This is a genomic window from Actinosynnema sp. NPDC050801 (genome assembly GCF_040673975.1).
In the GTDB taxonomy this organism is placed as follows: Bacteria; Actinomycetota; Actinomycetes; order Mycobacteriales; family Pseudonocardiaceae; genus Actinosynnema.
The window spans coordinates 1-26,400 of the sequence record NZ_JBFAQZ010000027.1; the positions used below are offsets into that span (position 1 = coordinate 1).

Annotated in this window: 18 protein-coding genes and 1 pseudogene; 13 read left to right on the forward strand and 6 right to left on the reverse strand. The window is 71.2% G+C overall.

Features of this window, described 5'->3' with window-relative positions; genetic code table 11:
• Nucleotides 1-189, reverse strand: a pseudogene (locus AB0K14_RS35630) (1,4-beta-xylanase); the annotation flags it as partial.
• 1,172 nt (nt 190-1,361) lie between these two features.
• Here AB0K14_RS35630 and AB0K14_RS35635 point away from each other — a divergent pair.
• The 5 genes from AB0K14_RS35635 to AB0K14_RS35655 all read left to right on the forward strand — a co-directional run bounded on the left by AB0K14_RS35635 (nt 1,362) and on the right by AB0K14_RS35655 (nt 11,845).
• On the forward strand, nt 1,362-2,411 hold the full coding sequence (locus AB0K14_RS35635) for a LacI family DNA-binding transcriptional regulator (protein WP_360466537.1): 1,050 nt from the start codon (nt 1,362-1,364) through the stop codon (nt 2,409-2,411).
• Between the two features lie 119 nt (nt 2,412-2,530).
• Nucleotides 2,531-5,428 (forward strand): family 43 glycosylhydrolase, encoded by a 2,898-nt coding sequence (locus AB0K14_RS35640; protein ID WP_360466540.1) that lies wholly within the window; start codon nt 2,531-2,533, stop codon nt 5,426-5,428.
• A gap of 113 nt (nt 5,429-5,541) precedes the next feature.
• On the forward strand, nt 5,542-7,902 hold the full coding sequence (locus AB0K14_RS35645; RefSeq protein ID WP_360466542.1) for a family 43 glycosylhydrolase: 2,361 nt from the start codon (nt 5,542-5,544) through the stop codon (nt 7,900-7,902).
• A 136-nt stretch (nt 7,903-8,038) separates the two neighbouring features.
• Entirely contained in the window at nt 8,039-10,360 is a 2,322-nt protein-coding gene (locus AB0K14_RS35650; RefSeq protein ID WP_364340013.1) for a beta-L-arabinofuranosidase domain-containing protein, read from the forward strand.
• Between the two features lie 156 nt (nt 10,361-10,516).
• Nucleotides 10,517-11,845 carry a glycoside hydrolase family 43 protein gene (locus AB0K14_RS35655; protein ID WP_360457155.1) on the forward strand — a complete coding sequence of 443 codons (1,329 nt, stop codon included), beginning with the start codon at nt 10,517-10,519 and terminating at the stop codon, nt 11,843-11,845.
• Between the two features lie 131 nt (nt 11,846-11,976).
• On the opposite strand, the gene AB0K14_RS35660 is transcribed toward AB0K14_RS35655, so the two are convergent.
• The gene (locus tag AB0K14_RS35660; protein ID WP_360457179.1) at nt 11,977-12,822 is read right to left on the reverse strand and encodes a helix-turn-helix transcriptional regulator; all 846 of its coding nucleotides are present in this window, start codon (nt 12,820-12,822) and stop codon (nt 11,977-11,979) included.
• Nucleotides 12,823-12,915: 93 nt separating this feature from the next.
• Here AB0K14_RS35660 and AB0K14_RS35665 point away from each other — a divergent pair, with 93 nt between their 5' ends.
• The 4 genes from AB0K14_RS35665 (at nt 12,916) to AB0K14_RS35680 (ending at nt 17,407) form a co-directional block, all read left to right on the forward strand.
• Nucleotides 12,916-13,632 carry an SDR family oxidoreductase gene (locus tag AB0K14_RS35665; protein WP_360457152.1) on the forward strand — a complete coding sequence of 239 codons (717 nt, stop codon included), beginning with the start codon at nt 12,916-12,918 and terminating at the stop codon, nt 13,630-13,632.
• Nucleotides 13,629-14,009: a hypothetical protein gene (locus AB0K14_RS35670; protein ID WP_360457149.1), complete on the forward strand. Its 381-nt coding sequence runs from the start codon at nt 13,629-13,631 to the stop codon at nt 14,007-14,009. The genes AB0K14_RS35665 and AB0K14_RS35670 overlap by 4 nt, the downstream gene beginning before the upstream one ends.
• Nucleotides 14,010-14,143: 134 nt before the next feature.
• Nucleotides 14,144-16,705, forward strand: a complete 2,562-nt coding sequence (locus tag AB0K14_RS35675) for a DUF4118 domain-containing protein (protein WP_360457145.1) — start codon at nt 14,144-14,146, stop codon at nt 16,703-16,705.
• A 189-nt stretch (nt 16,706-16,894) separates the two neighbouring features.
• Complete coding sequence (locus AB0K14_RS35680) at nt 16,895-17,407, forward strand: hypothetical protein (protein WP_360457142.1); 513 nt, start codon at nt 16,895-16,897, stop codon at nt 17,405-17,407.
• 30 nt (nt 17,408-17,437) lie between these two features.
• Here the strand turns inward: AB0K14_RS35680 and AB0K14_RS35685 are convergent, their stop codons facing one another.
• Both AB0K14_RS35685 and AB0K14_RS35690 read right to left on the reverse strand, forming a co-directional pair.
• Nucleotides 17,438-19,204: an ABC transporter ATP-binding protein gene (locus AB0K14_RS35685; protein ID WP_360457139.1), complete on the reverse strand. Its 1,767-nt coding sequence runs from the start codon at nt 19,202-19,204 to the stop codon at nt 17,438-17,440.
• A gap of 229 nt (nt 19,205-19,433) precedes the next feature.
• The gene (locus AB0K14_RS35690) at nt 19,434-19,721 is read right to left on the reverse strand and encodes a DUF3040 domain-containing protein (RefSeq protein ID WP_360457136.1); all 288 of its coding nucleotides are present in this window, start codon (nt 19,719-19,721) and stop codon (nt 19,434-19,436) included.
• 408 nt (nt 19,722-20,129) lie between these two features.
• Between AB0K14_RS35690 and AB0K14_RS35695 the strand changes: the two genes are divergently transcribed.
• The gene (locus tag AB0K14_RS35695) at nt 20,130-21,572 is read left to right on the forward strand and encodes an FAD-dependent oxidoreductase (protein ID WP_360457133.1); all 1,443 of its coding nucleotides are present in this window, start codon (nt 20,130-20,132) and stop codon (nt 21,570-21,572) included.
• A 3-nt stretch (nt 21,573-21,575) separates the two neighbouring features.
• Here AB0K14_RS35695 and AB0K14_RS35700 read toward each other — a convergent pair whose 3' ends face one another.
• Both AB0K14_RS35700 and AB0K14_RS35705 read right to left on the reverse strand, forming a co-directional pair.
• The gene (locus AB0K14_RS35700; RefSeq protein ID WP_360457130.1) at nt 21,576-22,238 is read right to left on the reverse strand and encodes a hypothetical protein; all 663 of its coding nucleotides are present in this window, start codon (nt 22,236-22,238) and stop codon (nt 21,576-21,578) included.
• Nucleotides 22,229-23,107 (reverse strand): helix-turn-helix domain-containing protein, encoded by an 879-nt coding sequence (locus AB0K14_RS35705; protein WP_360457127.1) that lies wholly within the window; start codon nt 23,105-23,107, stop codon nt 22,229-22,231. Before AB0K14_RS35705 ends, AB0K14_RS35700 begins: the two co-directional genes overlap by 10 nt.
• 197 nt (nt 23,108-23,304) lie before the next feature.
• Between AB0K14_RS35705 and AB0K14_RS35710 the strand changes: the two genes are divergently transcribed.
• The 3 genes from AB0K14_RS35710 to AB0K14_RS35720 all read left to right on the forward strand — a co-directional run bounded on the left by AB0K14_RS35710 (nt 23,305) and on the right by AB0K14_RS35720 (nt 26,397).
• Nucleotides 23,305-24,201, forward strand: coding sequence for an ABC transporter ATP-binding protein (locus AB0K14_RS35710; protein WP_360457125.1), 897 nt, complete (start codon nt 23,305-23,307; stop codon nt 24,199-24,201).
• Nucleotides 24,198-25,046: an ABC transporter permease gene (locus AB0K14_RS35715; RefSeq protein ID WP_360457122.1), complete on the forward strand. Its 849-nt coding sequence runs from the start codon at nt 24,198-24,200 to the stop codon at nt 25,044-25,046. The genes AB0K14_RS35710 and AB0K14_RS35715 overlap by 4 nt, the downstream gene beginning before the upstream one ends.
• 82 nt (nt 25,047-25,128) lie before the next feature.
• On the forward strand, nt 25,129-26,397 hold the full coding sequence (locus AB0K14_RS35720; protein WP_360457119.1) for a TIR domain-containing protein: 1,269 nt from the start codon (nt 25,129-25,131) through the stop codon (nt 26,395-26,397).
• Nucleotides 26,398-26,400: the final 3 nt, after the last annotated feature.

The window sequence follows — 26,400 nt, forward strand, 5'->3', positions numbered from 1 at the left end:
CGTGACCATGTCGAACTCACGGTTGAGAATCCCGACGTAGGTGGAATCGCCGAGCTTGTTCGCGGCGACCGCGGTCCCGAAGTACCGCCCGCTCTGCTGTGCCGCGGCGGCGAGCGTGGAGGCGGCGCCACTGGCGGGTGACGCCACGAGCACCGCGGCGCCCGCGGCGGCGGCGACCAACGTCGACACGAGCGCGACTCGTGCAACTGACTTCGCTGTCAGCGTCATGTTCGGCGCTTTCTGGTTGCACCCGCGGGAGTGCGGGTGGGGGACGGGTGGGCGTCGGACCGGTCGACGGTCCGCTCGGCGCGGGTGGCCGCGAGACCTCCGTAGCCACACGCTGTTCGGTTCGAAACGTTAAGCAGTATTAACCGAAACAGTTAGGCCAATCAAGGCTCATCTCCGCCCGTCCTCACCCCTTCCATACCGGGGTTTACATGCGTGAACTGCGACGAACCGGTTAAGTGCGATCTTGAGGTTCTGCCGAAACGCCAGGTGACCGACCTGTTCCGCCGGGTCGGCTCCGGCACGATCCCCGGCCGGCGAACAGGGGTGTGTCGGGACATTGTTTCGCAAAAATTCGAAATTATATTCGCAAATTTCGGTGCCGCGATCCGGTTCTCGCGCCTGGCTGCTGATCTTTTCGGCGGTATGCACCTTGCTCTTTTCGGCGGTGACCGTCCGTGGGCGGGCTCGTCCCGGTGTCGAGGCCGAGGCGGCGGCCGAATGGTCGGCGAACCCCGTTGTGGACGAGCTCCGCGACCTCCGATGTTTACGTTCACATCCAAGGTGGCCGGTATGTGCCGAACGTTGCGCCAAACGGCCTACATCGGCAACGGAAGACCTGTTCAGTGGCCCAAAGTGGGCGGCGCAATCATGTGCAGCCCTGTTCCAGGGCTGAGTGAGCGTTCACAAAAGTCGATCTGCGATGCGTTGACGGGCCGACGAGGCCGGGGCTACATTGGCCCGAAAGTTCAGGCTCCACGACCAAAACATTCGGCCCGGGAACGGGTCGAGTCGTTCGCCGCCGCAGGCCACCCCGCCGTCGACGATGGGGACTCCGATGCGACGACCGCCGGGGCTCGGCCCCGGATGGCCGGTCGCGCGGTCCGTCCTGGCCGGACGTTGACGAACACCGAGCACCACGCCGGGACAACGCAGTCCAGGAGGTAGCCCATGTCCTCGTCGTCCAGAGCGCTTGTGGGTGCGTCGACCGCACACCGAGCCGCTCGGTGCTGCCGTGACGTCACCGCGCCGTGAACGGCCCACTTCCTGAGACACCGGCACCGGCCACGTCCTCGGTGAACCGGCGGGGCGGTGTCGGCACGGGCCGATCCGAGTCCGGTGCGCGGCAGACCCCGGTGAACCGACGACGGGTCACGATGGCCGACGTGGCCAAGGCGGCCGGCGTCTCGATCACCACAGTCTCGGTCGTCCTGTCCGGGCGGGGTCGCGACCTGCGGATCTCCGCGGACGCCGAACAACGCGTGCGCCAGGCCGTGCAGACGGTGGGCTACCGCCGCAAGGTGCTGCCCGCCGGGTCACGCACCGGCTGCACTCACACGATCGGCTTCATCGCCGACACGGTGGCGACGTCCGTGATGGCCGGGGACATGATCCGGGGTGCCGTCGACGCGGCCCGAGCGCACGGCGCCCTGCTGCTCGTCGCCGAGGCGGACGGCGACCCGGCGTCGGAGCAGGACCTGATCGACGCCATGCTCGACCGCCAGGTCGACGGGATCGTCTACGCCGCCACGCACACCAGGCGGGTTTCCGTGCCCGACCGCATCGACGCCGGTCACGCCGTGCTGCTCAACGTCCTGCCCGACGGACCGTCCCGGCTGCCCGTCGTCGTGCCCGACGAGGTCGAGGCGGGCCGGACCGCGGCACGCGCGCTGCTGGAGGCCGGCCACCGCGACGGCATCCACCTCATCGGCGCGGGCGTCGGCCCGCACGGCGCGCCACCCGGCTCCGTCGCCACCAGCGAGCGCCTCATCGGCATCCACGAGGTCCTCGACGCGGCAGGCGTGGAGATCGCCGACGGTCGCGCGTGCCGGCGGTGGTCGCCGGAGCACGGCTTCGCCGCCACCAGGGACCTGCTGGGAACCGCCCGCCCCCGCGCCCTGATCTGCTTCGACGACCGGCTCGCGTTCGGCGCCTACCACGCCCTGTCCGACGCCGGCCTCACCGTGCCGTCCGACGTCTCGGTCGTCTCGTTCGGCGACCACCCCCTGGCCGGCTGGATGCGCCCCGAACTGACCACCATCGCCCTCCCGCACCACGACCTCGGCGCGAAGGCCGTCGAAGTCCTGCTCTCCGAACACCGATTAGGGACTCCCGCGGTGCACCGCGTCCCCATGCCCCGACGCGACCGCTCCTCCATCGCGCCGCCCCGAGCGGCGGGCCGGTGATCGGCGGTATCCCCCGCCGATCACCGCCACCAGCGCCGACAAGACCGCGATCTCGTACAACCGCCTCTGGAGCTGCGATGCCCCCGACCGCCCACTCCCGCCGTCGTCCCCGGCGGCCGATGCGCGCACTGACGGCCGCCACCGTGACGGTCGTGCTGGCCACCGGCGCCGGTCTCGGTCCCACCGGTGCCACGGCCCACGCGGCCGACGAGTGGGTGCCGCGGTCGTCCCCCACGTCGACGGACAAGGGCGACGGCACCTACTCCGTTCCCCTGCTCAACTCCGACGTGCCGGACGTGAGCGTGGAGCGCGTGCCGGCGGCGGAGAACGACGAGGGCCGCGACGTCTACTACATGATCAGCACGACGATGCACCTGAGCCCGGGCGCGCCGATCATGAAGTCGTACGACCTGGTCAACTGGGAGATCGTGAACTACGTCTTCGACCGCCTGGGCGTCGGGGACGCGTTCTCGCTGCGCAACGGCCAGAACTCCTACGGCCAGGGCCAGTGGGCATCGTCGCTGCGCTACCGCGGCGGGAAGTTCTACGTCGCCTTCAACACCAACAACCTCGGCGGCTCCTACCTCTACCAGACCGACGACATCGAGAACGGCGCGTGGACGCGGCTGCCGTTGGGGCGGGCGTTCCACGACCCGTCGCTGTACTTCGACGAGCGGGACGGCGGCACGCCCTACATCTTCTACGGGTCCGGTTCGACCAGCGCGGTCAAGCTGGACGCCGGCCTGACCCGGGTGGTGGCGGAGTACCCGAACGTCCTGCGGCCGGCCGACTACCCCGGGTCCCCGTTCCTCGGCGGGCTGTTCGAGGGCGCGCAGGTGCAGTACATCGACGGGTACTACTACATCGTGATCATCACCTGGCCGCCCGGCCAGGGACGTCAGGTGGTGCTGTTCCGCTCGCCCCAGCTGCTCGGGCGCTACGCGACGGCCGACGGCGCCAACCCCTACCAGGCCCGCGGCGCGCTGAACTCCAACGGCTTCGCCCAGGGCAGCCTCGTGCCGATCGCCCGTGACGGCGGGACGGCCTGGTACGGCATGTTCTTCCGCGACTCGTTCCCGGTCGGCCGCATCCCGGCGCTCATCCCGGCCACCTGGCAGGACGGCTGGCCCACGTTCGGCGACAACGGTGTGGTGCCGGTGAACGGGGTGTTCGCCAAGCCGATCCGGCTGAGCCCGGCGCAGGAAGCGCTGGAGCGCCAGAAGGGCGTCGTCGCCTCCGACGACTTCGCCAACGACGCGCCGCACAAGGCGTACATGGACGAGCGGTGGACGATCCCGTCCCCGCCCGAGGTCGACGAGTCGCTGCTCGGCGTGGAGCTCGTGCGCAACCCCGGCTTCGAATCCGGGTCGGCGCAGCCGTGGGCGGGTCAGTACGGCGCGCGGCTGACCCTCGACGCGACCGATCCGGCCGCCGGTTCCACCGCCCTGAGGGTGGGCGACCGGACGGTCAACGGCTCGGGACCCAACCAGTCCCTGGACGGGGTGTTGCAGCGCGGCGTCACGTACGAGGTGTCGGCGAAGGTCAAGTACACCGCCGGCCCGGCCAGCGTGCGGTTCAACCTCGCCGCGGACTGGGGTGCGGGCGTCCAGGTCATGGCCTCGGGCGACGTCCCGGTCGGCCGGTGGACGACGGTCTCCGGCCGGTACACCGTCCCGAGCACGGCCGAGACCGGCAAGGTGAAGTTCGCGGTCGAGACGCCGTGGGCCGACCCGCAGCCACCGTCGTCGAGCGTCGAGTACCTGATCGACGACGTCTCGATCGTCGGGCAGCCGGTGACCACCGAGCACCCGACCGAGAAGGAGGTCACGCCCAACGGTTCCCGCCTGGGCCTGGTCTGGCAGTGGAACCACGCCCCGGACAACCGCCACTGGTCCCTGACCGACCGGGACGGCTGGCTGCGGCTCACCACCGGCAAGGTCGTCACCGGCGACTACGTCTACACCAAGCTGTCGAACCGGGCCGAGCTGACGTGGTTCGAGGAGGCCCGCAACACGCTGTCGCAGCGGACGTCCGGCCCGAAGGGCTCCGCGGAGACCAGGCTCGACTTCTCCGGGATGGAGGACGGTGACGTCGCGGGCCTCGCGATGTACAACCGCGGCTTCTCCTACGTGGCCGTGAAGCGGGTGAGCGGTCGGAACACCCTCGGGGTGGTCAACCGCGTGCAGCCCTTCCCGGCCACCTTCGACCAGGCGACGGCGGAGAGCTTCGTGCCCGGCACCGAGGTTCCGCTCGGCGACGCCACCGAGGTCCACCTCAAGGGCGACGTGGAGTTCGACGCCCCGACCGGCCAGGGCTGGACCACGTTCTACTACAGCCTGGACGGGCGCTCCTGGCACAAGCTCGGCAACCGCGTCGGCCCGCAGGCCCTCGACGGCAGCCTGGCCCACTTCATGGGTCACCGGTGGGGGTTGTTCAACTACGCCACTGAGCAGGCCGGCGGGACCGTCGACTTCGACCACTTCCTGCTCAGCGACACCCTGACCGCGGAGGGCAAGCCGCTGCGCACCGGCGACCTGGACGCCGCGATCGCCCACGCGGCCACCCTCGACGAACACCACTACCCGGCCGAGGCGTGGGCGGCGATGCGGGATGCGCTGCGCAAGGCGGAGGCCGCACGGGCGTCCGCGCCCGGTACGCAGAACCAGGTCGACGCGCCGGAGCGGGCGTTGAGCCTGGCGCTGGCCCGGCTCGGTGTGGCGAGGTTCCCGGTGGCGGTGCAGGTGTCCGCGCACACCAGGTGCACGGGGCACGGAGTGAAGCTGACCGTCGAGCTGACCAACCACGAAGCGGTGCCGGTGGACGTCTCGATCGAGACGCCGTACGGCACGAAGTCGTTCCACGACGTCAAACCGGGCAAGACCCGTTCGCACCCGTTCACGACCCGCGAACGCGCCGTGCCCGCGGGCTCGGCGACGGTCACCGCGTCGGCAACGATCGACGGCCGTCCCCGTTCCGCCGTGCTCAGAGCACCGTACGCAGCCCGGACCTGTCGCTGATCGCCGAGCGGGCCGCACGCCGCCCGGCGCGCGGCCGACCCGGCGACCCGGTACCTCGCCGCCCGTATCGCGGCGGGCGAGTGAGCTCACGCACCAAGCACAAGGAGAACCTCGTGGATCGACAACGTCCGCAGCGGTCGAGGCGGCGGAGAACGGCCGTCCTCGTCGCCGTCGGCGCCCTGGTCGCCGCCGGCCTCGCGGCCACCCCGACGGCGATGGCCGCCGGACCGAACCTCATCACCAACCCCGGCTTCGAGGACGGCCTGACCGGCTGGGCGGTCAACAGCGGGAACGCCACCGACGGCGCCACGCTGTCGCCCACGGGAGACGCCCACTCGGGCACCGGCGCGGTGCAGGTGACCAACCGCAAGACCACCGGTTCGGGCCCGGCCCAGGACCTCGCCGGCAAGGTGCAGGCCGGGAAGACCTACACCGTCACCGCCCGGGTGAAGTACGAGAACCCGGAGAGCCCGGCCACCAAGCAGTTCTTCGTGACCATGCACTACGGCGGCTCGACCTACACCAACCTGGGCACCGGGACGGTGCCGCGCGGCCAGTGGGGGCTGCTCCAGGGCACCTTCACCATCCCGGCCGGGCAGGCCGTCACCACGCCGAAGGTCTTCGTCGAGACCCCGTGGACGGCCGACCCGGCAGCCGCACCGGCGACCCACCTGATGGACTTCAAGGTCGACGACGTCACCCTGACCGAGTTCACCCCGTCGACCACCATCGAGGTCCTCGGCAAGAACCCCGGCGAGGGCAACCCGCTGATCTCCCACAAGTTCGGCGCCGACGGCAACGCCTTCGCGCACGACGGCCGGGTCTACGTCTACCTGACCAACGACACGCAGGTGTACAACCCCGGCCCCGACGGGACCTCGCCGACCAACACCTACGGCGGGATCAACACGATCACCGTGATCTCGTCCGACGACCTGGTCAACTGGACCGACCACGGCGAGATCCCGGTGGCCGGGCCGAACGGCCTGGCGAAGTACGCCACGCAGTCCTGGGCGCCCGCGGTCGAGAGCCGGGTCGTCGACGGCAAGGAGCAGTTCTTCCTCTACTTCGCCAACAACGGCGCGGCGACCGGCGTCCTGGTGGGCGACTCGCCGCTGGGCCCCTGGCGTGACGAGCGGGGCAGCCTGCTCATCACCGGCCAGACCCCCGGCGCGTCGGACGGCCGCAACTGGCTGTTCGACCCGGGCGTGTTCATCGACGACGACGGCCAGGGCTACCTCTACTTCGGCGGTGGCGGCAACGACGGCTCCAACTCCTACGAGAACACCAACCACCCGAAGTCGACCCGCGTCATCAAGCTCGGCGACGACATGATCAGCACCGAGGGCGCGGCCGAGACCATCGACGCCCCGCTGATGTTCGAGGCGGGCCACGTCTTCAAGCGCGGGGACAAGTACTACTACTCCTACTCGTCCAACTTCGGCTTCGGCGGCCCGATCGACCCGAACGGCCCGCCGACCGGCGCCATCGCCTACCTCGTGGCCGACAACCCGATGGGTCCGTGGACGCCCGAGAAGTACGCGGGGGTCATCTTCAAGAACCCGGGCGTCTACTTCGGCGCCGGTGGCAACAACCACCAGTCGGTGTTCGAGCTGAACGGCGAGCACTACTTCACCTACCACGCGCAGACGCTGAACCGCCGCATCACCGGCGGCGCGACGCAGGGGTTCCGCAGCCCGCACATCGCGAAGCTGGAGTTCAACCCCGACGGCACCATCAAGGAGGTCCTCGGCACCTTCGACGGCGTCGAGCAGATCCGCCACCTCGACCCCTACCGGGTGATCGAGGCGGAGACCATCGCCTGGCAGCAGGGACTCGCCACCAAGCGGCTCACCGCGCCGAACGACGTGCCGAACCTGGCGCTGCACGACGTCGACGACGGCGACTGGACGTCGTTGTCGTCGGTCGACTTCGGCACCGGCGCCACCGGTGTGGCGGCCCGGGTCAAGCCGCTCACGGCGGGCACGAGCGTCCAGGTGCGCCTGGACGACCGCACCGGACCGGTCGCGGCCACCATCCCGGTCGCCGGGTCGGCGGGGGAGTGGACCGAGGTCGGCGCGGAGCTCGACGGTGTCTCCGGCGTGCACGACGTGTACCTCACGTTCGTCGGACCCGACGGCCGCGACCTCCTGGAGGTCGACAGCTGGCGGTTCAGCAAGCCGTCCCTGAAGGTCGCGGGCACCGCCGACACGCGGTGCGCCGGGCCGAACGTCAAGCTCACCGTGCACGTGACCAACAACGAGTCCGTGCCGGTCGACTTCGTGGTCGAAACGCCGTACGGCACCAAGTCGTTCGACGACGTGAAGGCGGGCAAGACCCGCTTCCACCCGTTCACGACGCGGCAGTCGAGCGTCACCGCCGGCACGGTGACGGTCACCGCCACGGCGACGGTCGACGGGCACGAGGTGTCGACCCGGATCCCTGTCCCGCACGAGGCGCGCAGCTGTCGTTGACCTCCGGGTCGGGGCGGCCCCGGACCTCCGGGCCGCCCCGACCTCCGGCACGACGGCCGCTGTGCCCGCCCCCGAACCGCCCGTCCGCCGCCGGGTCCGTCCTGAGAATGACTCCGACAACGCACAGGAGCACTTCATGTCCTCTCCACTGAGTCGGCGCAGACTGTTCCAGGCCGCCGGCGTCGCCGCCGTCGCGACCGGCGCCCCGTCGCTGTTCACCGGAACCGCCTCGGCCGCGGCCGTACCCCCGGTCCGCGGCGACATCGGCGTCTCGGCCCACCCGTTCGACCTGAGCCAGGTCCGCCTCACCACGGGCCGTTGGCTGGACAACCAGAACCGGACGCTGTCCTACCTGCGGTTCGTCGACGTCAACCGGCTGCTCTACAACTTCCGCGCGAACCACCGCCTGTCCACGCAGGGTGCGGCCGCGCTGGGTGGCTGGGAGGCGCCGAACTTCCCGTTCCGCACCCACAGCCAGGGGCACTTCCTGACCGCGTGGGCGCAGGCCTGGGCGATGCTGGGCGACACCACGTCCCGTGACCGGGCGAACTACATGGTCGCGGAGTTGGCCAAGTGCCAGGCGAACAACGCGGCGGCGGGGTTCAACACCGGTTACCTGGCGGGGTTCCCGGAGTCGGACTTCGACGCGATGGAGGCGGGTTCGCCCAAGGCGGTGTCGTACTACTCGCTGCACAAGACGTTGGCGGGCCTGCTGGACGTCTGGCGGTACTTGGGCAGCACCCAGGCGCGTGACGTGCTGCTGCGGTTGGCGGGCTGGGTGGACTGGCGGACGTCGCGGTTGTCCTACAGCCAGATGCAGCGGGTGCTGGGCACGGAGTTCGGCGGCATGAACGCCGTGCTCGCCGACCTCTACCAGCAGACCGGCGACCAGCGCTGGCTCACCACCGCGCAGCGGTTCGACCACGCCTCCGTGTTCGACCCGCTGGCGGCCAACCAGGACCGGCTCAGCGGGTTGCACGCCAACACCCAGGTGCCGAAGTGGATCGGCGCGGCCCGCGAGTACAAGGCGACCGGCACCACCCGCTACCGCGACATCGCCCGCAACGCGTGGAGCATCACCGTGGGCGCGCACACGTACGTGATCGGCGGCAACAGCCAGGCCGAGCACTTCCGCGCGCCCAACGCCATCGCCGCCTACCTCAACACCGACACGGCCGAGGCGTGCAACACCTTCAACATGCTCAAGCTGACCCGCGAGCTGTGGTTGCTCGACCCGAACAACGCGGCGTACTTCGACTACTACGAGGGCGGCCTGCTCAACCACCTCATCGGTCAGCAGAACCCCGCCGACCCGCACGGCCACATCTGCTACTTCACCGGCCTGAACCCCGGCCACCGCCGCGGCAACACCGGGCCCGCCTGGGGTGGCGGCAACTGGAGCACCGACTACACCACGTTCTGGTGCTGCCAGGGCACGGGCCTGGAGACCAACACCAAGCTCGCCGACTCCATCTACTTCCACAACGGCACCACGCTCACGGTGAACCTCTACGCGCCGTCGACGCTGAACTGGTCGGAACGCGGCATCACCGTCACCCAGGCCACGACCTACCCGGCGTCGGACACCACCACCCTCACCGTGACCGGCAACGCGGGCGGGTCGTGGACCATGCGCCTGCGCATCCCCGCCTGGACGAGCGGTGCGACGATCAGCGTCAACGGCGCCGCCCAGAACGTCGCCACGACACCCGGCAGCTACGCGAGCGTCACCCGGTCCTGGACCTCGGGCGACGTGGTGACGCTGCGCCTGCCCATGCGGGTGATCACCCGGCCCGCCAACGACAACCCGAACGTCGCCGCCATCACCTACGGCCCGGTCGTCCTGGCGGGCAACTACGGCAACACGGCGCTGTCCGGGCTCCCGTCGCTCAACGTCAACTCCATCACCCGGACGAGTACCTCGGCGTTGGCGTTCACCGCGACCGCCAACGGCGCGACGGTCAACCTCGGCCCGTTCCACGACGCCCACGGCTTCAACTACACCGTCTACTGGAACACCGGCGGCGGCGGTTCGGGCAGCCACCGGTTGGTCAACGTCGGCACCGGCATGGTCCTCGGCATCAGGGACATGTCCACCTCGGACGGGGGACTGGCCGTGCAGTGGCACGACAACGGCACCGCCGACCACAACTGGCAGATGATCGCCGACGGCGCCAACGTGCGGCTGCGCAACGTGCACAGCGGCAAGGTCCTCGGCGTGGAGAACATGTCCACCGCCGACAACGCCCGCGTCCTGCAGTGGTCCGACACCGGCACCGCGGACCACAAGTGGACGCTCGTCGCCAACGGGGACGGCACGCACAAGATCCGCAACGTCAACAGCGGCAAGCTACTCGGCATCCTCAACGGCTCCACGGCCGCGGGTGCGCAGGTGGTGCAGGACTCCGACAACGGTTCGGCGGACAACCGCTGGCGCCTGGTGCCCAACGGTGCGTAGCACCGACGGCGGCACGTTCATCGACCCACGGGTACGCGGCCCGCAACGGCCGGGCCGCCGACCCGTCGTCCGTGACCAGCGCTCCTCCCGGAGGCAATCCTGATGAAATCGACGTCATCGTCCCGAAGCGCACCACGACGTGCGAGCGCCCTGCTGGTGAGCATCCTGTGCGCCCTGGCGCTCCTGCCCGCGGTCGCGAGGGCGGACAACCCGATCGTGCAACACATCTACACCGCCGACCCGGCGCCTCTCGTGCACAACGGTCGGGTGTACCTCTACACCGGGCACGACGAGGACGGCTCGACCTACTTCACGATGAAGGAGTGGCGGGTCTGGTCCTCTGACGACATGGTGAACTGGACCGACCACGGCTCCCCGATGAACCTGGCCACGTTCAGCTGGGCCAGTGCCGACGCGTGGGCCGGGCACACCATCGCCCGCAACGGCAAGTTCTACTGGTACGTGCCGGTCAAGAACCGGGCCACCGGTCGCATGGCCATCGGCGTGGCGGTGGCCGACAGCCCCACCGGACCGTTCCGGGACGCGATCGGCCGCCCGCTGGTCGAGAACGGCGAGATCGACCCCCACGCCTTCCTCGACGACAACGGCCAGGCCTACCTGTACTGGGGCAACCCGAACCTGTGGTACGTGCGGCTCAACGCCGACATGATCTCGTTCTCCGGCGGCGCCACCCAGATCCCGCTCACGACCGCCGGGTTCGGCACCCGCACCGGTCACGCCACCCGCACCACCCTCTACGAGGAAGGGCCCTGGGTCTACAAGCGCAACGGCCTGTACTACAACGTGTACGCGGCCAAGTGCTGCTCGGAGTACATCGCCTACTCCACCGCGCCCAGCCCCACGGGGCCGTGGACCTTCCGCGGCACCGTCATGCCCACCCAGGGTTCCAGCTTCACCAACCACGCCGGGATCATCGACTTCAAGGGCAGCTCCTACTTCTTCTACCACAACGGCGCCCTGCCCGGCGGCGGCGGTTACACCCGCTCGGTGGCCGTGGAGAGGTTCAGCTACAACGCCGACGGCACGATCCCGATCATCAACATGACCACGTCCGGCGCACCGCAGGCGGGCACGCTCAACCCGTACGTCCGCCAGGAGGCCGAGACCATCGCCTGGGGTTCGGGCATCGAAACCGAACGTGCGTCCGAGGGCGGGATGAACGTCGGCTGGATCGAGAACGGCGACTACATCAAGGTCAAGGGCGTGGCGTTCGGCGCGGGCGCGCGGTCGTTGAACGCGCGGGTCGCCTCCGGCACCTCCGGTGGCACGATCGAGGCCCGGCTGGACGGCCCGACCGGCACGGTGGTGGGACGCTGCGGCGTCACCGGCACCGGCGGCTGGCAGAACTGGGCCACGGTCTCCTGCCCGATCACCGGCGCGACGGGCACGCGGGACCTCTACCTCCGGTTCACCGGCGGTAGCGGCTACCTGTTCAACGTGAACTGGTGGCAGTTCGTCGCCTGACCGAGGCGGCCCGCCGCAACGGCGATGCCCTGGAAGACGCCGTCATCGTCCAGGGCATCGCCGCTCGTGGCGACCACACCGCCCGCAGTCGGCTGCCGGTCGTGCCGGCCGGGGCTGCGGCGCGGTGGAGGTCAGTAGGTGAACTGCTCCAGGCCGGTGACCCGGAGCAGGGCCAGTGCCGACGCCGAGGGCGTGCGGGGCTCGGCCGAGTAGACCAGGACGGTCTGGTCGGCCTCCGGCACCAGCAGGACGTCGCAGTCGAGCGTGAGCGGACCGAGTTCCGGGTGGTCGACGGTGGTGCTGCCGGACCGCAACCGGCCGGAGCGCGCGGCTTGCCACAGGTCGGCGAACCGCTCGCTGCCGGTGCACAGGTCGGCGACGAGACGGGCCAGGTCGGGGTCGTCCGGGTAGCGGGCCTGCGCGGTCCGCAGGCAGCCGACGCAGTCCGCGGCCGAGTCCGAGTCGGGTGACAGCGCGACGCGGCCGACGCCGGTGCCGAGGAACCGCTGCCGGATGAGGTTGCGCCGGGCGGGAGGCAGTTCGGAGAAGTCGCCGAACAGGGCGGTGGCGAGCGGGTTCCAGGCGAGCACGTCGGACTTCGCCGACAGCACGAGGGTGGGCAGGTCGGACATCCGGTCCAGCAGCCGCAGCACACCCGGCCGGACCAGGGTCGGGACGCGGCCCGCTTGCGGTGGGGCCGCGCCGGCGAGCCGGAACAGCGTGTCGCGGTCGTCATCGTCGAGCCGCAGCGCCCTGGCCAGCGCGCCGAGCACCTGGGTCGACGGCCTGGGCCCCCGGCCCTGTTCGAGCCGGATCACGTAGTCGACGCCCAGGCCCGCGAGGTGGGCGACCTCCTCGCGGCGCAACCCCGGCACCTGCCGGCGCGGACCGGCGGGCAGACCGACGTCCGCGGGTCGGACGCGTGACCGCGCGGTGCGCAGCACGGCGGCGAGTTCGGCTCTGTCCACTCCCGCCATCCTGCCGGACGGGCGGCCGTCCGGGGTGGTACCGGTGATCCCATGCGTCACCGGTCCTGGCACCCGGGTGTCGCGGGCGGCGAGGCTGTGACCATGACGATGACGATCGCCCTGGTCACCGGGGCGAACAAAGGGCTGGGACGGGAGACCGTGCGCCGGTTCGCGGCCATGGGCTGGGACGTGTTCCTCGGGGCCCGGGATGCCGACCGCGGTGGCGCGGCGGTGGCGGAACTGGCCGAGGAGGGCTTGGCCGTGCGGCTCCTCCCGCTCGACGTGACCTCCGACGAGTCGGTGGGGACGGCGGCCGACACCGTGAAGAGGGCGGTGGGCCGGCTGGACGTGCTGGTGAACAACGCGGGCGTCGGCGGCCCGGTGAGCCCGCCCGCGGACACGACGGCCGGTTCGTTGCGCGACGTGTTCGAGGTGAACGTGTTCGGCCCCGTCCGGGTGACGAACGCCTTCCTGCCACTGCTGCGCGCCGCCGACCACCCCAGGATCGTGATGGTGTCCAGCGGGATGGGGTCGTTCACCGTGGCGAACGATCCACGCTGGTTCGGGCTGGTCGCACCGCAACTGGGCTATCCGGCGTCGAAGGCGGCGCTGAACATGATCACCAGCCAGTACGCCCGCGCCCTGGAGGACATCCGGGTCAACGCGGTGGACCCCGGCCACACCGCGACCGACCTCACCGACCAGGCCGGTTCCCAGACGGTGGCCGAGGGCACCGACGCGATCGTCCGGCTGGCCGCCATCGGTCCGGACGGGCCGACCGGCGGTTTCTTCGACCGGGAGGGCACAGTCGCGTGGTGACCGGAATCCTGTTGCTCGGGCTGCACCCGAGCGCCATCGACTACAGCCGCCACCCGGGCCTCGACGAGCGGACGCTGACGGCCCGCATCGCGGCCGGCGAGGCGGCCCTGCGCGAGCAGGGGTTCGACATCGTGCCGTGCCAGATCCCCGCCGACCCGGACGAGGCGGTCCAGCAGGTCCGCGAGCGCGTCGCCGCCAACCCGGTCCGGGTCGTGATGATCGGCGCGGGCCTGCGGATGGCGCCGGAGCACACGCTGCTGTTCGAACGGCTCGTGAACCTGCTCACCGACCTCGTCCCCGGCGTCGTGCTCTGCTTCAACACCTCACCGGAGACCACCGTCGACGCGCTGCGCCGGTGGGTCGACGAACGCCGCTGACCACCGCCTCCCGCCCGACTCGGCACCGGACCGCTGTGCGTCCCCGAGTGGGGCGCGAGCCAGGGCGACGGCGGCCCGGACGGGCGGCTCCTGCGGCTGTCAGGACCGATGTGGACGAAGAGCACACTGGAGTCGTGGACGGCAAGCGCAAACGCGGAGAGCTGCGGATCTACCTCGGCGCCGCACCCGGCGTCGGCAAGACCTTCGCCGTGCTCGGAGAGGCCCACCGGCGCCGCGAACGCGGCACGGACGTCGTGATCGGGCTCGTCGAGACGCACGACCGGGAGCGGACCGCCGCCCTGGTGGACGGGCTGGAGGTCGTCCCGCGCCACGAGATCCACCACCGGGGCACGACCGTCGGCGAGATGGACGTCGACGCGGTGCTCGCACGCGCACCCGAGGTGGCGGTGGTGGACGAGCTGGCGCACACCAACGCGCCCGGCTCCCGCAACGCCAAGCGCTGGCAGGACGTCGAACAGCTGCTGGACGCGGGCATCGACGTGCTGTCCACGGTCAACGTCGAGCACCTGGAGTCGCTCAACGACGTGGTCCGGCGCATCACCGGTGTCGAACAGCGCGAGACGGTGCCCGACGAGGTGGTGCGGCGGGCCGGGCAGGTGGAACTGGTCGACATCACCCCGGAGGCCCTGCGCCGCAGGCTCGCCCACGGCAACGTCCACGCCGCCCACAAGATCGATGCGGCGCTGGGCAACTACTTCCGGGTCGGCAACCTCACCGCGTTGCGGGAGCTGGCCCTGTTGTGGGTGGCCGACCAGGTCGACGTGGCGCTCCAGCGGTACCGCACCGAGCAGCACATCACCGACACCTGGGAGGCCCGCGAACGCGTCGTCGTGGCCATCACCGGCGGTCCGGAGAGCGAGACGCTGATCCGCCGGGCCCGCCGCATCGCCGTCCGCGCGGGCGCCCAGCTGCTGGTCGTCCACGTCCTGCGCGGGGACGGGCTCGTCGGGCCGCCGCCGGACTCCATCGCGGCGCTGCGCAAGGTCACCGAGAACGTCGGTGCGACCTTCCACACCGTCGTCGGCGACGACGTGCCGACCGCCCTGCTGGAGTTCGCCCGCGGCGTCAACGCCACCCAGCTCGTCGTCGGCACCTCGCGCCGCTCGCGCCTGGCCCGCGTGCTCGACGAGGGCATCGGCGCCACCGTCGTGCAGGCGTCCGGCCCGATCGACGTGCACATGGTCACCCACGCGGAAGCCCGCCAGGGGTGGCGCCCGCGCCTCGACCGCAGCGCGCTCACCCGCTCACGCCGGCTCGTGGGCTGGGCGTTGGCGCTGCTGCTGCCCGCCGCCGTCACCGTCGCGGGCGTGCTGACCAGGGACGAGGTGTCGTTCTCCACCGACCTCATCGGGTTCTTCCTGGCCACCGTCGTGGTGGCGCTCGTCGGCGGGCTCGGCCCCTCGGTGGGCGCCGCCCTGCTGGGTGCGGGCCTGCTGAACTACTTCTTCACCGCGCCGTACTACAGCCTGGCCGTGGCGACCCCGGACAACCTGGTCACCCTGATCGTGATGCTGGTCGTGGCGGCGCTGGTCGCCCTGGTCGTGGACCGGGCGGCCAGGCTGGCGGAGCAGGGCGCGCGGGCCCGCACCGAGGCGGCCCTGCTCGCCTCCTACGCGCGCACCGTCCTGACCAGCCCACACCCGTTGGCGCGGCTGCTGGAGAAGGTGCGGGAGAACTTCGGCCTGGAGTCGGTGGCGCTGCTGGAGCGGCACGACGGCGAGTGGGAGCGCGTCGCCTTCGTCGGCCCCACGCCGTGCGACGAGCCGGACGACGCCGACGTGGACGTGCCGGTGACCGCCGACGTCCACCTCGCGCTGCGCGGCCGCACCCTCCCCGCCGGTGACCAACGAGCGCTGGAGGCCGCCGCCGGGCAGGCCCTGCTGGCGTTGCGGCAGCAGCGCATGGCCGCCGAGACCGCCGAGGCCCAGCGCCGGGCGGCGACCACCGAACTGCGCACCGCGATCCTCTCCGCCGTCGGGCACGACCTGCGCACCCCGCTCACGTCGATCAAGGCCGCCGTCGGCAGCCTGCGCGACCCGCACCTGCGGCTGTCCACCCAGGACACGGCGGACCTGCTGGAAACCGTCGAGGTCTCCGCCGACCGGCTGACCGGCCTGATCGACAACCTGCTGGACTCCTCGCGCCTGGCCACCGGTGCGGTCGCGCCGCGGCCGCACCCGGTCACCTACGACGAGGTCGTCGGCCGCGCGCTGGCCGGCATCGACGAGCGCGCGGCCGTCGCCGTGGACGTGCCGGAAGACCTGCCACCCATCGCCGCCGACGTGGGCCTGCTCGAACGGGTCGTGGCCAACGTCGTGGACAACGCCCTGCGCCACGGCAGACTCGTCCCGCGCCGCACGGTCGACGTCGACGGCGATGGCCGCATCACCACCGACGAACCCGAGGTCGCCCTGCGCGCCAGCGCCCACGGCGACCGGGTCGAGCTGCGCGTGGTCGACCACGGCCCCGGTCTGCCCAAGCACACCGCGGACACCGCTTTCGCCCCTTTCCAGCGCTTGGGCGACCGGGACAACATCCCGGGCGTCGGCCTGGGGCTGAGCGTCGCCAAGGGGTTCACCGACGCCATGGGCGGCACCATCACCGCCGAGGACACCCCCGGCGGCGGCCTGACCATCGTGCTGTCGTTCCCGATGGCCGACGCGACGGCCGTGTGATCACCACCCCGTCCGGGAAGGGCCGCTCGCGCCGGTGGCGTACCGCGAAGGTGGCGGCACCAGCGGCGTCGCGCACCGCGCCTACGCCACCGCCTCGACCCCCTTTGTGGAGCTGCCCGAAACCGGGGGATGCGTCGCCGCGTCTCACCGGCCGTGGAAACTCCGTCGCCCGCAAGACGTTCGAACGCGATGCGCCGTGCCGTGACGGGCATGGGCGCGATTGCCGCACCAGGGCTCGTCCTCGCCGCCCTCGTCCTGGTCGCCGGCTGCTCGACCGCCGTGGAGGGCTCCGGTTCGGACGCCGCGGCCGGGTCCGCGACCACGTCCGCGACCACCTCCGCCGAGGCGGAGCCGACCGCCGACGCGGAGCCGACCCGGGCCCCGATCCCGAAGCCGACCCTCGTGCAGTTGCCGACGATCGACGAGGGCGCGCCGGCCACGTACTGCGACGACCCGTTCCCCGGCGCCTTGGGCAAACCGATGCTCGCCGTCGTCGTCGAGACCCCGTCCGGCCGTCTGACCTGCGACCAAGCCGCTGCGGTCCTGTTCGACTACTACGTCGAGCGCCGTGACCCGAACCCGGGACGGCCGCCGCTGGTGATCGGCGACATGACGTGCAACCAGGTGCCCGAGCCGGCCCTGCCGCAGGTCGTGTGCGCGGACGACGACAACCTCGTCTACTCGATGTGGCCGCAGACGTGAAACCCCACCGCGGGCCCGGGTGACGAGCGGTCAGGCTGGTCGGCCCGCGTGCAGCCGGGTGTAGGCGCCACCGCGTCGGAGCAACTCCTCGTGGGAGCCGACCTCCTGGATCGCGCCGTCCCGCATGACGACGATGCGGTCGGCGTCACGGATGGTGGACAGCCGGTGGGCGACGACGAACGTGGTCCGACCTCGCACCAACCTGGCCAACGCCTGCTGCACCAACGCCTCGGAGTGGGTGTCCAGGGCGGAGGTCGCCTCGTCCAGGATCAGCAGGCGGGGGTTGCGCAGCAGGGCGCGGGCGATGACCAGGCGCTGCCGCTGGCCGCCTGACAGTCGGACGCCGCGGTCGGCCAGCGGGGCGTCGAGGCCTCCGGGCAGGCGGTCGACGAAGTCCAGGGCGTTGGCGTCGCGCAACGCCGCCCTGATCGCGGCCTCGTCGGCGTCGGGCATGCCGAAGGCGACGTTCTCCCGGACCGTGCCGTCGAACAGGATCGGCTCCTGCGGCACCACCGAGATGAAGCGCCGGTAGGTGCGCAGGTCGAGCCCGGCCAGGTCGACGCCGTCCAGGAGGATCCGACCGGCGGTGGGGCGGATGAAACCGATGAGCAGGTTGAGCACCGTGGACTTGCCCGCCCCGGAGGGGCCGACCAGCGCGATCGTCTCGCCGGGGGCCACGGACAGGGTGAAGTCCCGGACCGCCGCCGGACCGGCCTCGTCGTAGGAGTGGCCGACCGCCTGGAACTCCACCGCGCCGCGAACGCCGGTGACCTCCGCCTTGTCGTCGTTGTCCTCCAGGGCGGGAGCGCGGAGCACCTCGCCGGCCGAGCGGATCGACTCCAGGCCCTTGGACATGACCGGCGCCAGGCTCATCAGGGTGGCCAGGGACGTGGTGGAGGTGGTCAGGAAGGCGCTGAGCATCACCACGTCGCCCGCTGTGATGCCGAGGACGCCGTGGTAGGCGACCAGAGCCGACGCGGTCAGGAAGAGCACTCCCAGGATGTTGAGGAACACCCATGACAGCGAGGCGACCCGGCCGTTGAGGAGGTCCAGCCGCAGCCCCGACGCCAGGACCCGTCGCAGGGTGTCGTCCATCCGCCGCAGGGCGTGGCCCTCCAGGCCGTGCGCGCGGGTGACCGGGATCAGCCGGGTCATCTCGTTCACCCGGACGGCCAGGTGCTCCACGTCCTGGCGGAACACCTCGTTGTGGTCGCGCAGCCTCGACCGCAGGCGCAGCACCACCAGGGAGGCGAGCGGCACGATCACCAGCAGCACGGGCAGGAAGTGCGGCGCCCGGACGCCGACGACCGCCAGGCCGCCGACCAGGACCGTGATCGCGCCCAGCCCGCTGTCGGTCGTCTGCTGCACCATCTGCTCGACGGTCTCGACGTCGCGGACGACCTTCGCCTGGAGCACCCCCGCGCTGGTCCGGTTGTGGTAGCCGATGGACAGCTCCTGCAACCGGGTGCACAGGGCGGACCGCAGCCCGGTGCCCGCCCGGCGCACGCTCCCGTGCAGGAGGCGGACGTAGAGCAGGTGCAACGGGTAGTTGACGACCAGGATCAGCATGATCAGGCCGGTGGCGAGCCACATGCCGGTGAGCGGCAGGCGCAGCACCACCGTGTCCACGATGGTGGCGGTGACCAGGGGGAGCAGCCAGACCGGGCTGTGCTTGACGACGAAGACGGCCAGTGCCCCGCCCAGGCGCCGGCGGTGCGGGCGGAACAGGTGGCCGAGCGCGCGCAAGGCGTGCTCGCCGGGGTCGTGGCGCCCCAGCGGGTTGGCGGAGGAGGTCACCGAGGAGGTGCTCCCTTCATCGGCGGGTCTCGGGCACGCCACCGACCCGGCCGGCCGCCGCACCCGGTGGCGAACCGGGGCCGACTCATCCGTCCGGATGTGGAAAGCGCTTTCCGATACTCTCCGGAGAGGCTCGACCTTCGTCAAGCCTCTCCGGCTCACCGCCGATGTCGAGGACTGCCGGGTGGCGCCGGGAGGCGGCGCCGCGGGCTCGACCGCCCGGGTCTGCTCAGCGGCGTCTCCCGCGCCAGGCCCGGGTCGCCGTCAGCACGGGGAAGGCGGCGGTGACGGCGGCGCCGAGGACGATCAGGACCACCGACGGCAGGGTCACCCCGGCGATGACGACCAGCAGGCCGACCAGGTAGGTGGAGACCAGCGCCGCCGCGTGCGCCACGCGCCGCGAGGTGCGGATCCACGAGCGCTTGCGACCAAGTCGGGCGACGAAGCGGGGGTCGTCATCGGCCAGCTGCTGCTCGATCTCCGCCAGCGCGCGTTCTTCGTGGTCCTGCAGGGCCATCTCGGTGCTCGCTTTCGCTCCCGTGGTTGCGCGGTCTCGCCCCCGAGCGTGACCGAGTCGTCGCCAAAACGCTACCTGTTCGGAGCCCTTGGGCAAGGCATGAGAACGGTGCGGGCCCGTCCGAGGGGAGCCGACGTCGACGACGAGACCGGTCCCGGACCGGCCGGTCGACCACTACCGGTCCGAGCCCGTCGAGCGGTTCCAGGCCGAGCCGTGGCCCGGACGGGTGTTGACGCGTCGGGTCCGCAATTCATCGGAATAGTCACCCGACCGGACAATTCACCTCACCCCATCAGGGCGTTGGCCGCCGGTTTGTGACCGAGTACGGTCGGGTAACGGGGATGGCCACCTCCACTGCCAAGCAATTCGCGGTGCGACCGCAAAACCGGATCGGGTGAGGTGGAATCCATGGTGTTGGACGTGCTCGACCTGCTCAAGCAAGGGTTGCCGGAGAGTTCCGCGCCACGGCGGCGAATCGTCGTGGTCGGCGCCGGAATGGCCGGGTTGACCGCGGCGATGCTGTTGAAGGAAGCCGGTCACGAGGTGACGATCCTCGAAGGCCAGAACCGGTTGGGCGGTCGTATCCTGACCCACCGCGATTTCGCGGGCGACATGTACGGGGAATTCGGCGCGATGCGGTTCCCGCAGCAGCACCCGCTGGTCTCGTGGCTGATCGACGAGAAGTTCAAGCTCGCCACCAGGCCGTTCCCCATGTACGACGAGGACACGTTCGTCTACCTCCAGGGCAAGGGCGTCCGGCGGCGCGACTTCAGCGCCGACCAGTTCAGCTTCGACCTGCTGCCCGAGGAGAAGGACCGGGCGCCGCACGACCTGCTGCGGCACACCGTGCAACCGCTGGTCGACATCATGGAGCAGGAGGACGAGGCCAAGGCGTGGCACCGGCTGCTCACCGACTACGACCGGTACACGCTGCTCGGCTACCTGAAGGAACGGGGGCTGAGCGACGGCGCGCTGGCGATGCTCGGACCGCTGTTCAACCTGGAGGGCCGCTACCACTTCTCGCTGGTCGAGTGGTTCTCGCACTTCTACGAGGACGTGTTCGGCCACCTGAACTACATCGTGGACGGTGCCGACTCGCTGCCCCGGGCGTTCGAGCCGATGCTCATGGACGACATCCGGTTCGGCGCCCTGGTGCACGGGGTCGACCAGGACGACAGCGGGGTGCGCGTGCACTACCGCGCCGGGCGCCGGGCGCAGACGATCACGGCGGACGAGTGCATCGTGACGGTGCCGTTCGCCAGCCTGCGGCACATGGAGATCCAAGGGCTCGACCCGGACAAGTGGTACGCCATCCGCAACACCTACTACGGCCGCGCGCACAAGCTGTTCATGCAGTTCAGCGAACGGTGGTGGGAGACCTCCTACGGCATCACGCACGGCCTCACCGTGACCGACCTCGCGATCCGCAACATCGTCTACCCACCCGCCGGGCAGGACACCCGGTTCCGCAAGGGGGTGATGATCGCGTCGTACTGCTGGGAGCAGGACAGCATGCCGTACACGCCGCTGGCCGGTGAAGAGAGCGTGATGCAGGCGCTGGAGGACCTGGTCAAGATCCACCCGGAGGCCAGGGACACCTTCGAGTTCGGCGTCTACAAGGACTGGGCGCTCGACTGGTTCGCGTGCGGCATCGGGCCGCTGTTCCGGGCGTTCGAGATGAGCGAGACGTTCTACGAGGACGTGATCCGGCCGGTGAACCGGGTCTGGTTCGCCAACGACGCGTGCGACCGCAGGCACCGGCGGTGGGTCGAGGGCGCGCTCAAGGCGGCGGTGAAGAACGCCTTCGCGATCCACGAGGGGTTGCGCGACGAGATGCCCTGGAAGGACTGAACCTCAGCGGAGCGTGGCGGACGCCAGCGGCACCGGTGTCTGCTGACCGGACCACGTGCCGGTCAGCGCGGCACCGGTGAGCGCGGCACCGGTGAGCGCGGCACCCGTGAGCCCGGCACCGGTGTCGAGGCGCCGCCGGACCGTCAGCTCGACGGTGTCCGTCACGATGAGCGTCGGGTCGCCCTCGACCACGCGCTCGATCGCGCCCACCACGGGCACGTCCGCGTCCCCGGCGGCGCCGCCGACCAGGGCCATGTCGGGTTCGCGGCGCTCCAGGACGCCGTCGACGTCCACGAACTCCTCGGCCTGGCCGGTGTTCCCGAGGACCGCGCTCGCCAGCACCGCCGCGTACACCGGGTCACCGGGCGCGTCGTAGACCCAGCGCGTGCCCAGCACGGAGTGCTCCATGGTGCCCACCAGCCACTCCTCACCACCGGCCAGGGGCGCGTCGCGGTAGGTGAGGGGGACGTGGAGCAGCGCCCCGCCGCCGACCCGGACCACCAACGTCTCGATCCCGACCGCGCCCGCGGGGTCGTCGAAGCGGTAACCCGCCACCCGCGTCACCCCGTCGGCCGGACCCACGTGGTGCCAGTCGCGGTCGGGCAGCCAGGCGGCGAGCAGTTCGAGCTTGGTGGGGTGCACCGTGGCGCGGTGGATCAGAGCCATGCGCCCATCGTATTCGGGTGATCGTTCGCCGGGTCCGTTCGAGGTGGCTGACGCGTCACGTGGTCGGCGTCGCGCAGGGCATCGGCGACGCGGTCCGGCGACCAGCCCAGCTCGGCGGCGAGCCGGCCCGCGGCCTGCGGGGTCACCGCGCGGACCAGCGCGGCCAGCACGGTCACCACGTCGCCGGCGACCGTGGTCGGGCCACCGGACATGTCCTCGCTCAGCCGGTCGAAGAACCGGCGCATGTGGTCCATCCGGGTGCCGGCGGGTGTGCGCGCGTCCAGCACCTCGACGCCGCGCTGGGCCGTGTCCGCGAGCATCGCGTTGGTCCGGGCACTGGTCAGCCACGTCCGCAGCCACATGTCGTCGTCGATGAGGTACCGCTCCCGCCGGGCGTCGCGTTCCCGGCGGAGCAGTTCGAGCCCTTCGAGGTAGCCGACGGCCTTGGACACCGACGCCGGGCTGACCCGCAACCTGCGGACGAGGTCGGTGACGGTCAGGGCGCCGGAGTCGGTCGTGACCAGGCTCGCCAGCACCCGGGCCGCCATGCGCGGCAGGCCCGTCTGCTCCATCAGCGCGGCGAACTCCTCGGCGAACGCCAGCACCGCCCCCGGATCGCGGCCGTCCGACCCGACGGCGACCGGCGGCTCGTGCGGCGTGCCCGTCGGACGTCGGCGGGCGCGTCGCCACGCGGCCCGGTGGGCGCGTTCGGCGCGGTAGTCGCGCGCGCCGCCGTTGCGCCCGACTTCGCGGGTGACGGTCGACGTCGGCCTGCCCAGCCGCCGCGCGATCTCGGCGTACCCGAGGCCGTCGGCCAGACCCGTCGCGATGTCGCGGCGCTCCTCGTCGGTCAGCCTTCCACCCGGCACCCGCCCAGTGTGCGTTCACCGGCAGCCCAGTGCAACGACGGCGGCGAAATCATTGCTTTCACCGGCAGCATCGTTGCAACGATTACCGGCGTCCGGCCTGCTGAAAGGCTCACGCGGATGCCGAAATGATTGCTGGTCCGAGAAACGCAACGTAGCTTTCACGCCCTCCTGAAGGTCAACCGAGAAAAGGGGGAGCGATGACGGGCGATCAAGTCGTGCTCGACGTCGACGGTCTTCGCATGCGCTACGGCACCGTCGACGTCCTGCACGACGTCACCTTCCACGCCCGCCACGGCGAGGTGCTGGCACTGCTCGGCCCGAACGGCGCGGGCAAGACCACGACCATCGAGATCCTGGAGGGCTTCCGGATGCGGTCGGCGGGCCGCGTGTCGGTGCTCGGCGTCGACCCGGCGCACGCCGACGAGCGGTGGCGGGCACGCGTGGGCGTCGTCCTGCAGTCCTGGCGGGACCACGGCAAGTGGCGGGTCCGCGAGCTGCTGGCGCACCTGGGCACCTACTACTCCTGCTACGCCACCGAGCACGTCGACCGACCGTGGGACCCGGACGACCTGGTCGCGGCGGTCGGCCTGACCGCGCAGGCGGGCAAGCCGGTCCGGACGCTGTCCGGCGGGCAGCGGCGCAGGCTGGACGTCGCGGTGGGCATCGTCGGCCGTCCCGAGGTGCTGTTCCTGGACGAGCCGACCACCGGGTTCGACCCGGTCGCCCGACGCGAGTTCCACGAACTCGTGCGGGAGCTGGCCGACCGGGACTCGACCACCATCCTGCTCACCACGCACGACCTGGACGAAGCCGAGAAGCTCGCCGACCGGATCGTCATCCTCGACGGCGGCCGGATCGTCGCCGACGGCACGGCCGAGGAACTGGCGCACCGGATCGCGGGTGAGGACGAGGTCCGCTGGACCCACGCCGGGCAGCAGCACGTGCGGTCGGTCCGGGAGTCCACCAGGTTCGTGCACGACCTGTTCCGCCGCCACGGCGACGCCATCACCGACCTGGAGGTCCGCCGGGCCTCGCTGGAGGACACCTACCTGTCGCTGGTGCGCCGGGTCGAAGAGCGAGGAGCGGCCCGATGAACCCGACCACCACCGCGTTGCGGGCCGGCCGGCAGCGCGGCCTGATCGAGCTGCGGCAGTCCCTGACCAACGGCGCCGACCTGTGGAACCACGCGTTCTGGCCCGTGCTGATGCTCGTGGTCACGTTCTTCCTGCGTGACGTGTCGTTCGGGCAGACCGGGTTCTCCGTCGGCGCGCTCGCCCTGCCCAGCATCCTCGGCATGAACGCCGCGATGGCCATGGTCACCATGAGCCAGCTGCTCACCGCCGAGCGCGAGGACGGCACGTTGCTGCGCGCGAAGGCCACCCCGAACGGGATGCTGGGCTACCTGGTCGGCAAGATCGTCCACGTGGCCGGCGGCCTGGTCGTCGACCTGGCCATCTTCCTGGTCCCCGGGATCTTCCTGGTCCCCGGTCTGGTGACGGGCAGCCCGGACGCGTGGCTGACCCTGGCGTGGGTGCTGGCGCTCGGGATGCTGGCCGCCCTGCCGATCGGCGCGGTGCTCGGCTCGGTGTTCTCCAGCGCCCGCGGCCAGGGGCTGCTCATCCTGCCGATCCTGGCCATGATCGCGATCTCCGGCATCTTCTACCCGATCACGTCCCTGCCCGACTGGGTGCAGTGGGTCGCCCAGGTCTTCCCGGTCTACTGGCTCGGCCTCGGCATGCGCTCGGCGTTGCTGCCCGACGCCGCCGTGGCGGTGGAGATCGGCGAGTCGTGGCGGCACCTGGAGACCGTCGGCGTGCTCACCGGGTGGGCGGTGCTCGGCCTGGTCCTGGCACCCGTCGTGCTGCGCCGGATGGCCCGCCGGGAGTCCGGGTCGAGCGTGGCGCGGCGCCGGGAGAAGTCACTCCAGCGGATCGGGTAGCGACCGGGCGCAACGAAAGGGGGCTCGCGCACGACCAATCAGATGAGTGCCCGTCGACGTGCCCCGACCGGAGGGCGTGACCATGACCATCTTCGTCAGCTACACCCGGGCCGACGAATCCCTGGTGCGCGCCCTTCGGGACGACCTCGGCCGGATGGGGCACCAGGTCTGGCTCGACCACGAGATCCACGGCGGCGAGCTGTGGTGGCGCGAGATCATCCGGACCATCCAGGCCGCACGCGTGTTCGTGTTCGCGTTGTCGCAGGCCTCCTGGAAGTCGGTGCCCTGCCACGCGGAGTTCGACTACGCCCAGCAGCTCGGCGTGCCCGTGCTCCCGGTGCAGGTCGGCCCGCTGGACAACCTCCGCATCCCGATCATGGAACGGCAGCTGGTCGACTACCGGGAACGCAGCGCCGACGCGATCGTGTCGCTGGCGGGCGCGCTCACCGAGCTGACCGCCCGCCCGCGCGTGCTGCCGAACCCGCTGCCACCGCCGCCGAAGGTGCCGTTCGAGTACCTCTACCGGATCGCCGAGCTCCTCGGCCCCCAGCCGATCGCGCCGGACCGGCAGGAGATCATCATCGGGCAGCTGCGGCGGCACCTGAGGACGGAACGGGACGAGATCGCCCGTGCCGACATCGTCACGTTGCTGCGCGAGTTCCGCGAGCGCGGCGAGATCACCAACATGAACACGCGGGAGATCGACGAGATCCTGGCGGGCATGGAGCCGGGCGAGGGTGAAGGGCTGCCCGAGGGCGTCACCTGGCTCTCGGCCGCCGACCACTGGCAGCAGAACCCGGTGGTGATCGGTCCGCCGCCCGAGCCGGAGCACGTCCCGCCGACCGCCGAGCAACCGAAGCCCACACCGTCCAGCCCGCAACCGGCCACGGCAGAACCGTCCATTCCGGAATCGCGCACCCCAGGGCCGTCCGACGCGGCGCCCGGCCGGCAGTGGTGGCAGGGCACGGAGCAGGGGCCACGAGCGCCGCAGCCGTCCGCCGGCGAGCCGTCGCCGTCCGCGACCAAGTCGTCCGAGCCTCACCCGCCCGAGCCCCACCCGTCCGGGCCTTTGCCGTCCACGCCGGAACCACCCGTACCGCCGTCGTCGCACGGTCGTTCGTTGGCGTTCGTCGGCGCGGTCCTCGGCGCGACCGGCATCCCGTTCCTGCCGCTGGCGTTGGTCGGCGCGTCCGAAACCACCCTGATCGCCGTCCTGTTCGGGTTGGCGGTCATCGCCGGCCTGGTCCTCGGCGTGGTGGCCGTCGGGCGGCACGAGCCCCGGTCCCGCCAAGTGCTCGTGATCGCGTCGGTCGGCCTGGTCGGCGTGCTCCTCGCCCTGATGATCCCCTAGACC

Excerpts from the sequence above, each read along its gene's own strand:
- AB0K14_RS35715 (WP_360457122.1), top strand. The coding sequence starts at position 24,198 with ATGAACCCGACCACCACCGCGTTGCGGGCCGGCCGGCAGCGCGGCCTG.
- AB0K14_RS35680 (WP_360457142.1), top strand. The coding sequence starts at position 16,895 with ATGCGCCGTGCCGTGACGGGCATGGGCGCGATTGCCGCACCAGGGCTC.
- AB0K14_RS35660 (WP_360457179.1), bottom strand. The coding sequence starts at position 12,822 with ATGGCGGGAGTGGACAGAGCCGAACTCGCCGCCGTGCTGCGCACCGCG.
- AB0K14_RS35665 (WP_360457152.1), top strand. The coding sequence starts at position 12,916 with ATGACGATGACGATCGCCCTGGTCACCGGGGCGAACAAAGGGCTGGGA.
- AB0K14_RS35695 (WP_360457133.1), top strand. The coding sequence starts at position 20,130 with ATGGTGTTGGACGTGCTCGACCTGCTCAAGCAAGGGTTGCCGGAGAGT.
- AB0K14_RS35650 (WP_364340013.1), top strand. The coding sequence starts at position 8,039 with ATGTCCTCTCCACTGAGTCGGCGCAGACTGTTCCAGGCCGCCGGCGTC.
- AB0K14_RS35690 (WP_360457136.1), bottom strand. The coding sequence starts at position 19,721 with ATGGCCCTGCAGGACCACGAAGAACGCGCGCTGGCGGAGATCGAGCAG.
- AB0K14_RS35710 (WP_360457125.1), top strand. The coding sequence starts at position 23,305 with ATGACGGGCGATCAAGTCGTGCTCGACGTCGACGGTCTTCGCATGCGC.
- AB0K14_RS35720 (WP_360457119.1), top strand. The coding sequence starts at position 25,129 with ATGACCATCTTCGTCAGCTACACCCGGGCCGACGAATCCCTGGTGCGC.
- AB0K14_RS35700 (WP_360457130.1), bottom strand. The coding sequence starts at position 22,238 with ATGGCTCTGATCCACCGCGCCACGGTGCACCCCACCAAGCTCGAACTG.
- AB0K14_RS35640 (WP_360466540.1), top strand. The coding sequence starts at position 2,531 with ATGCGCGCACTGACGGCCGCCACCGTGACGGTCGTGCTGGCCACCGGC.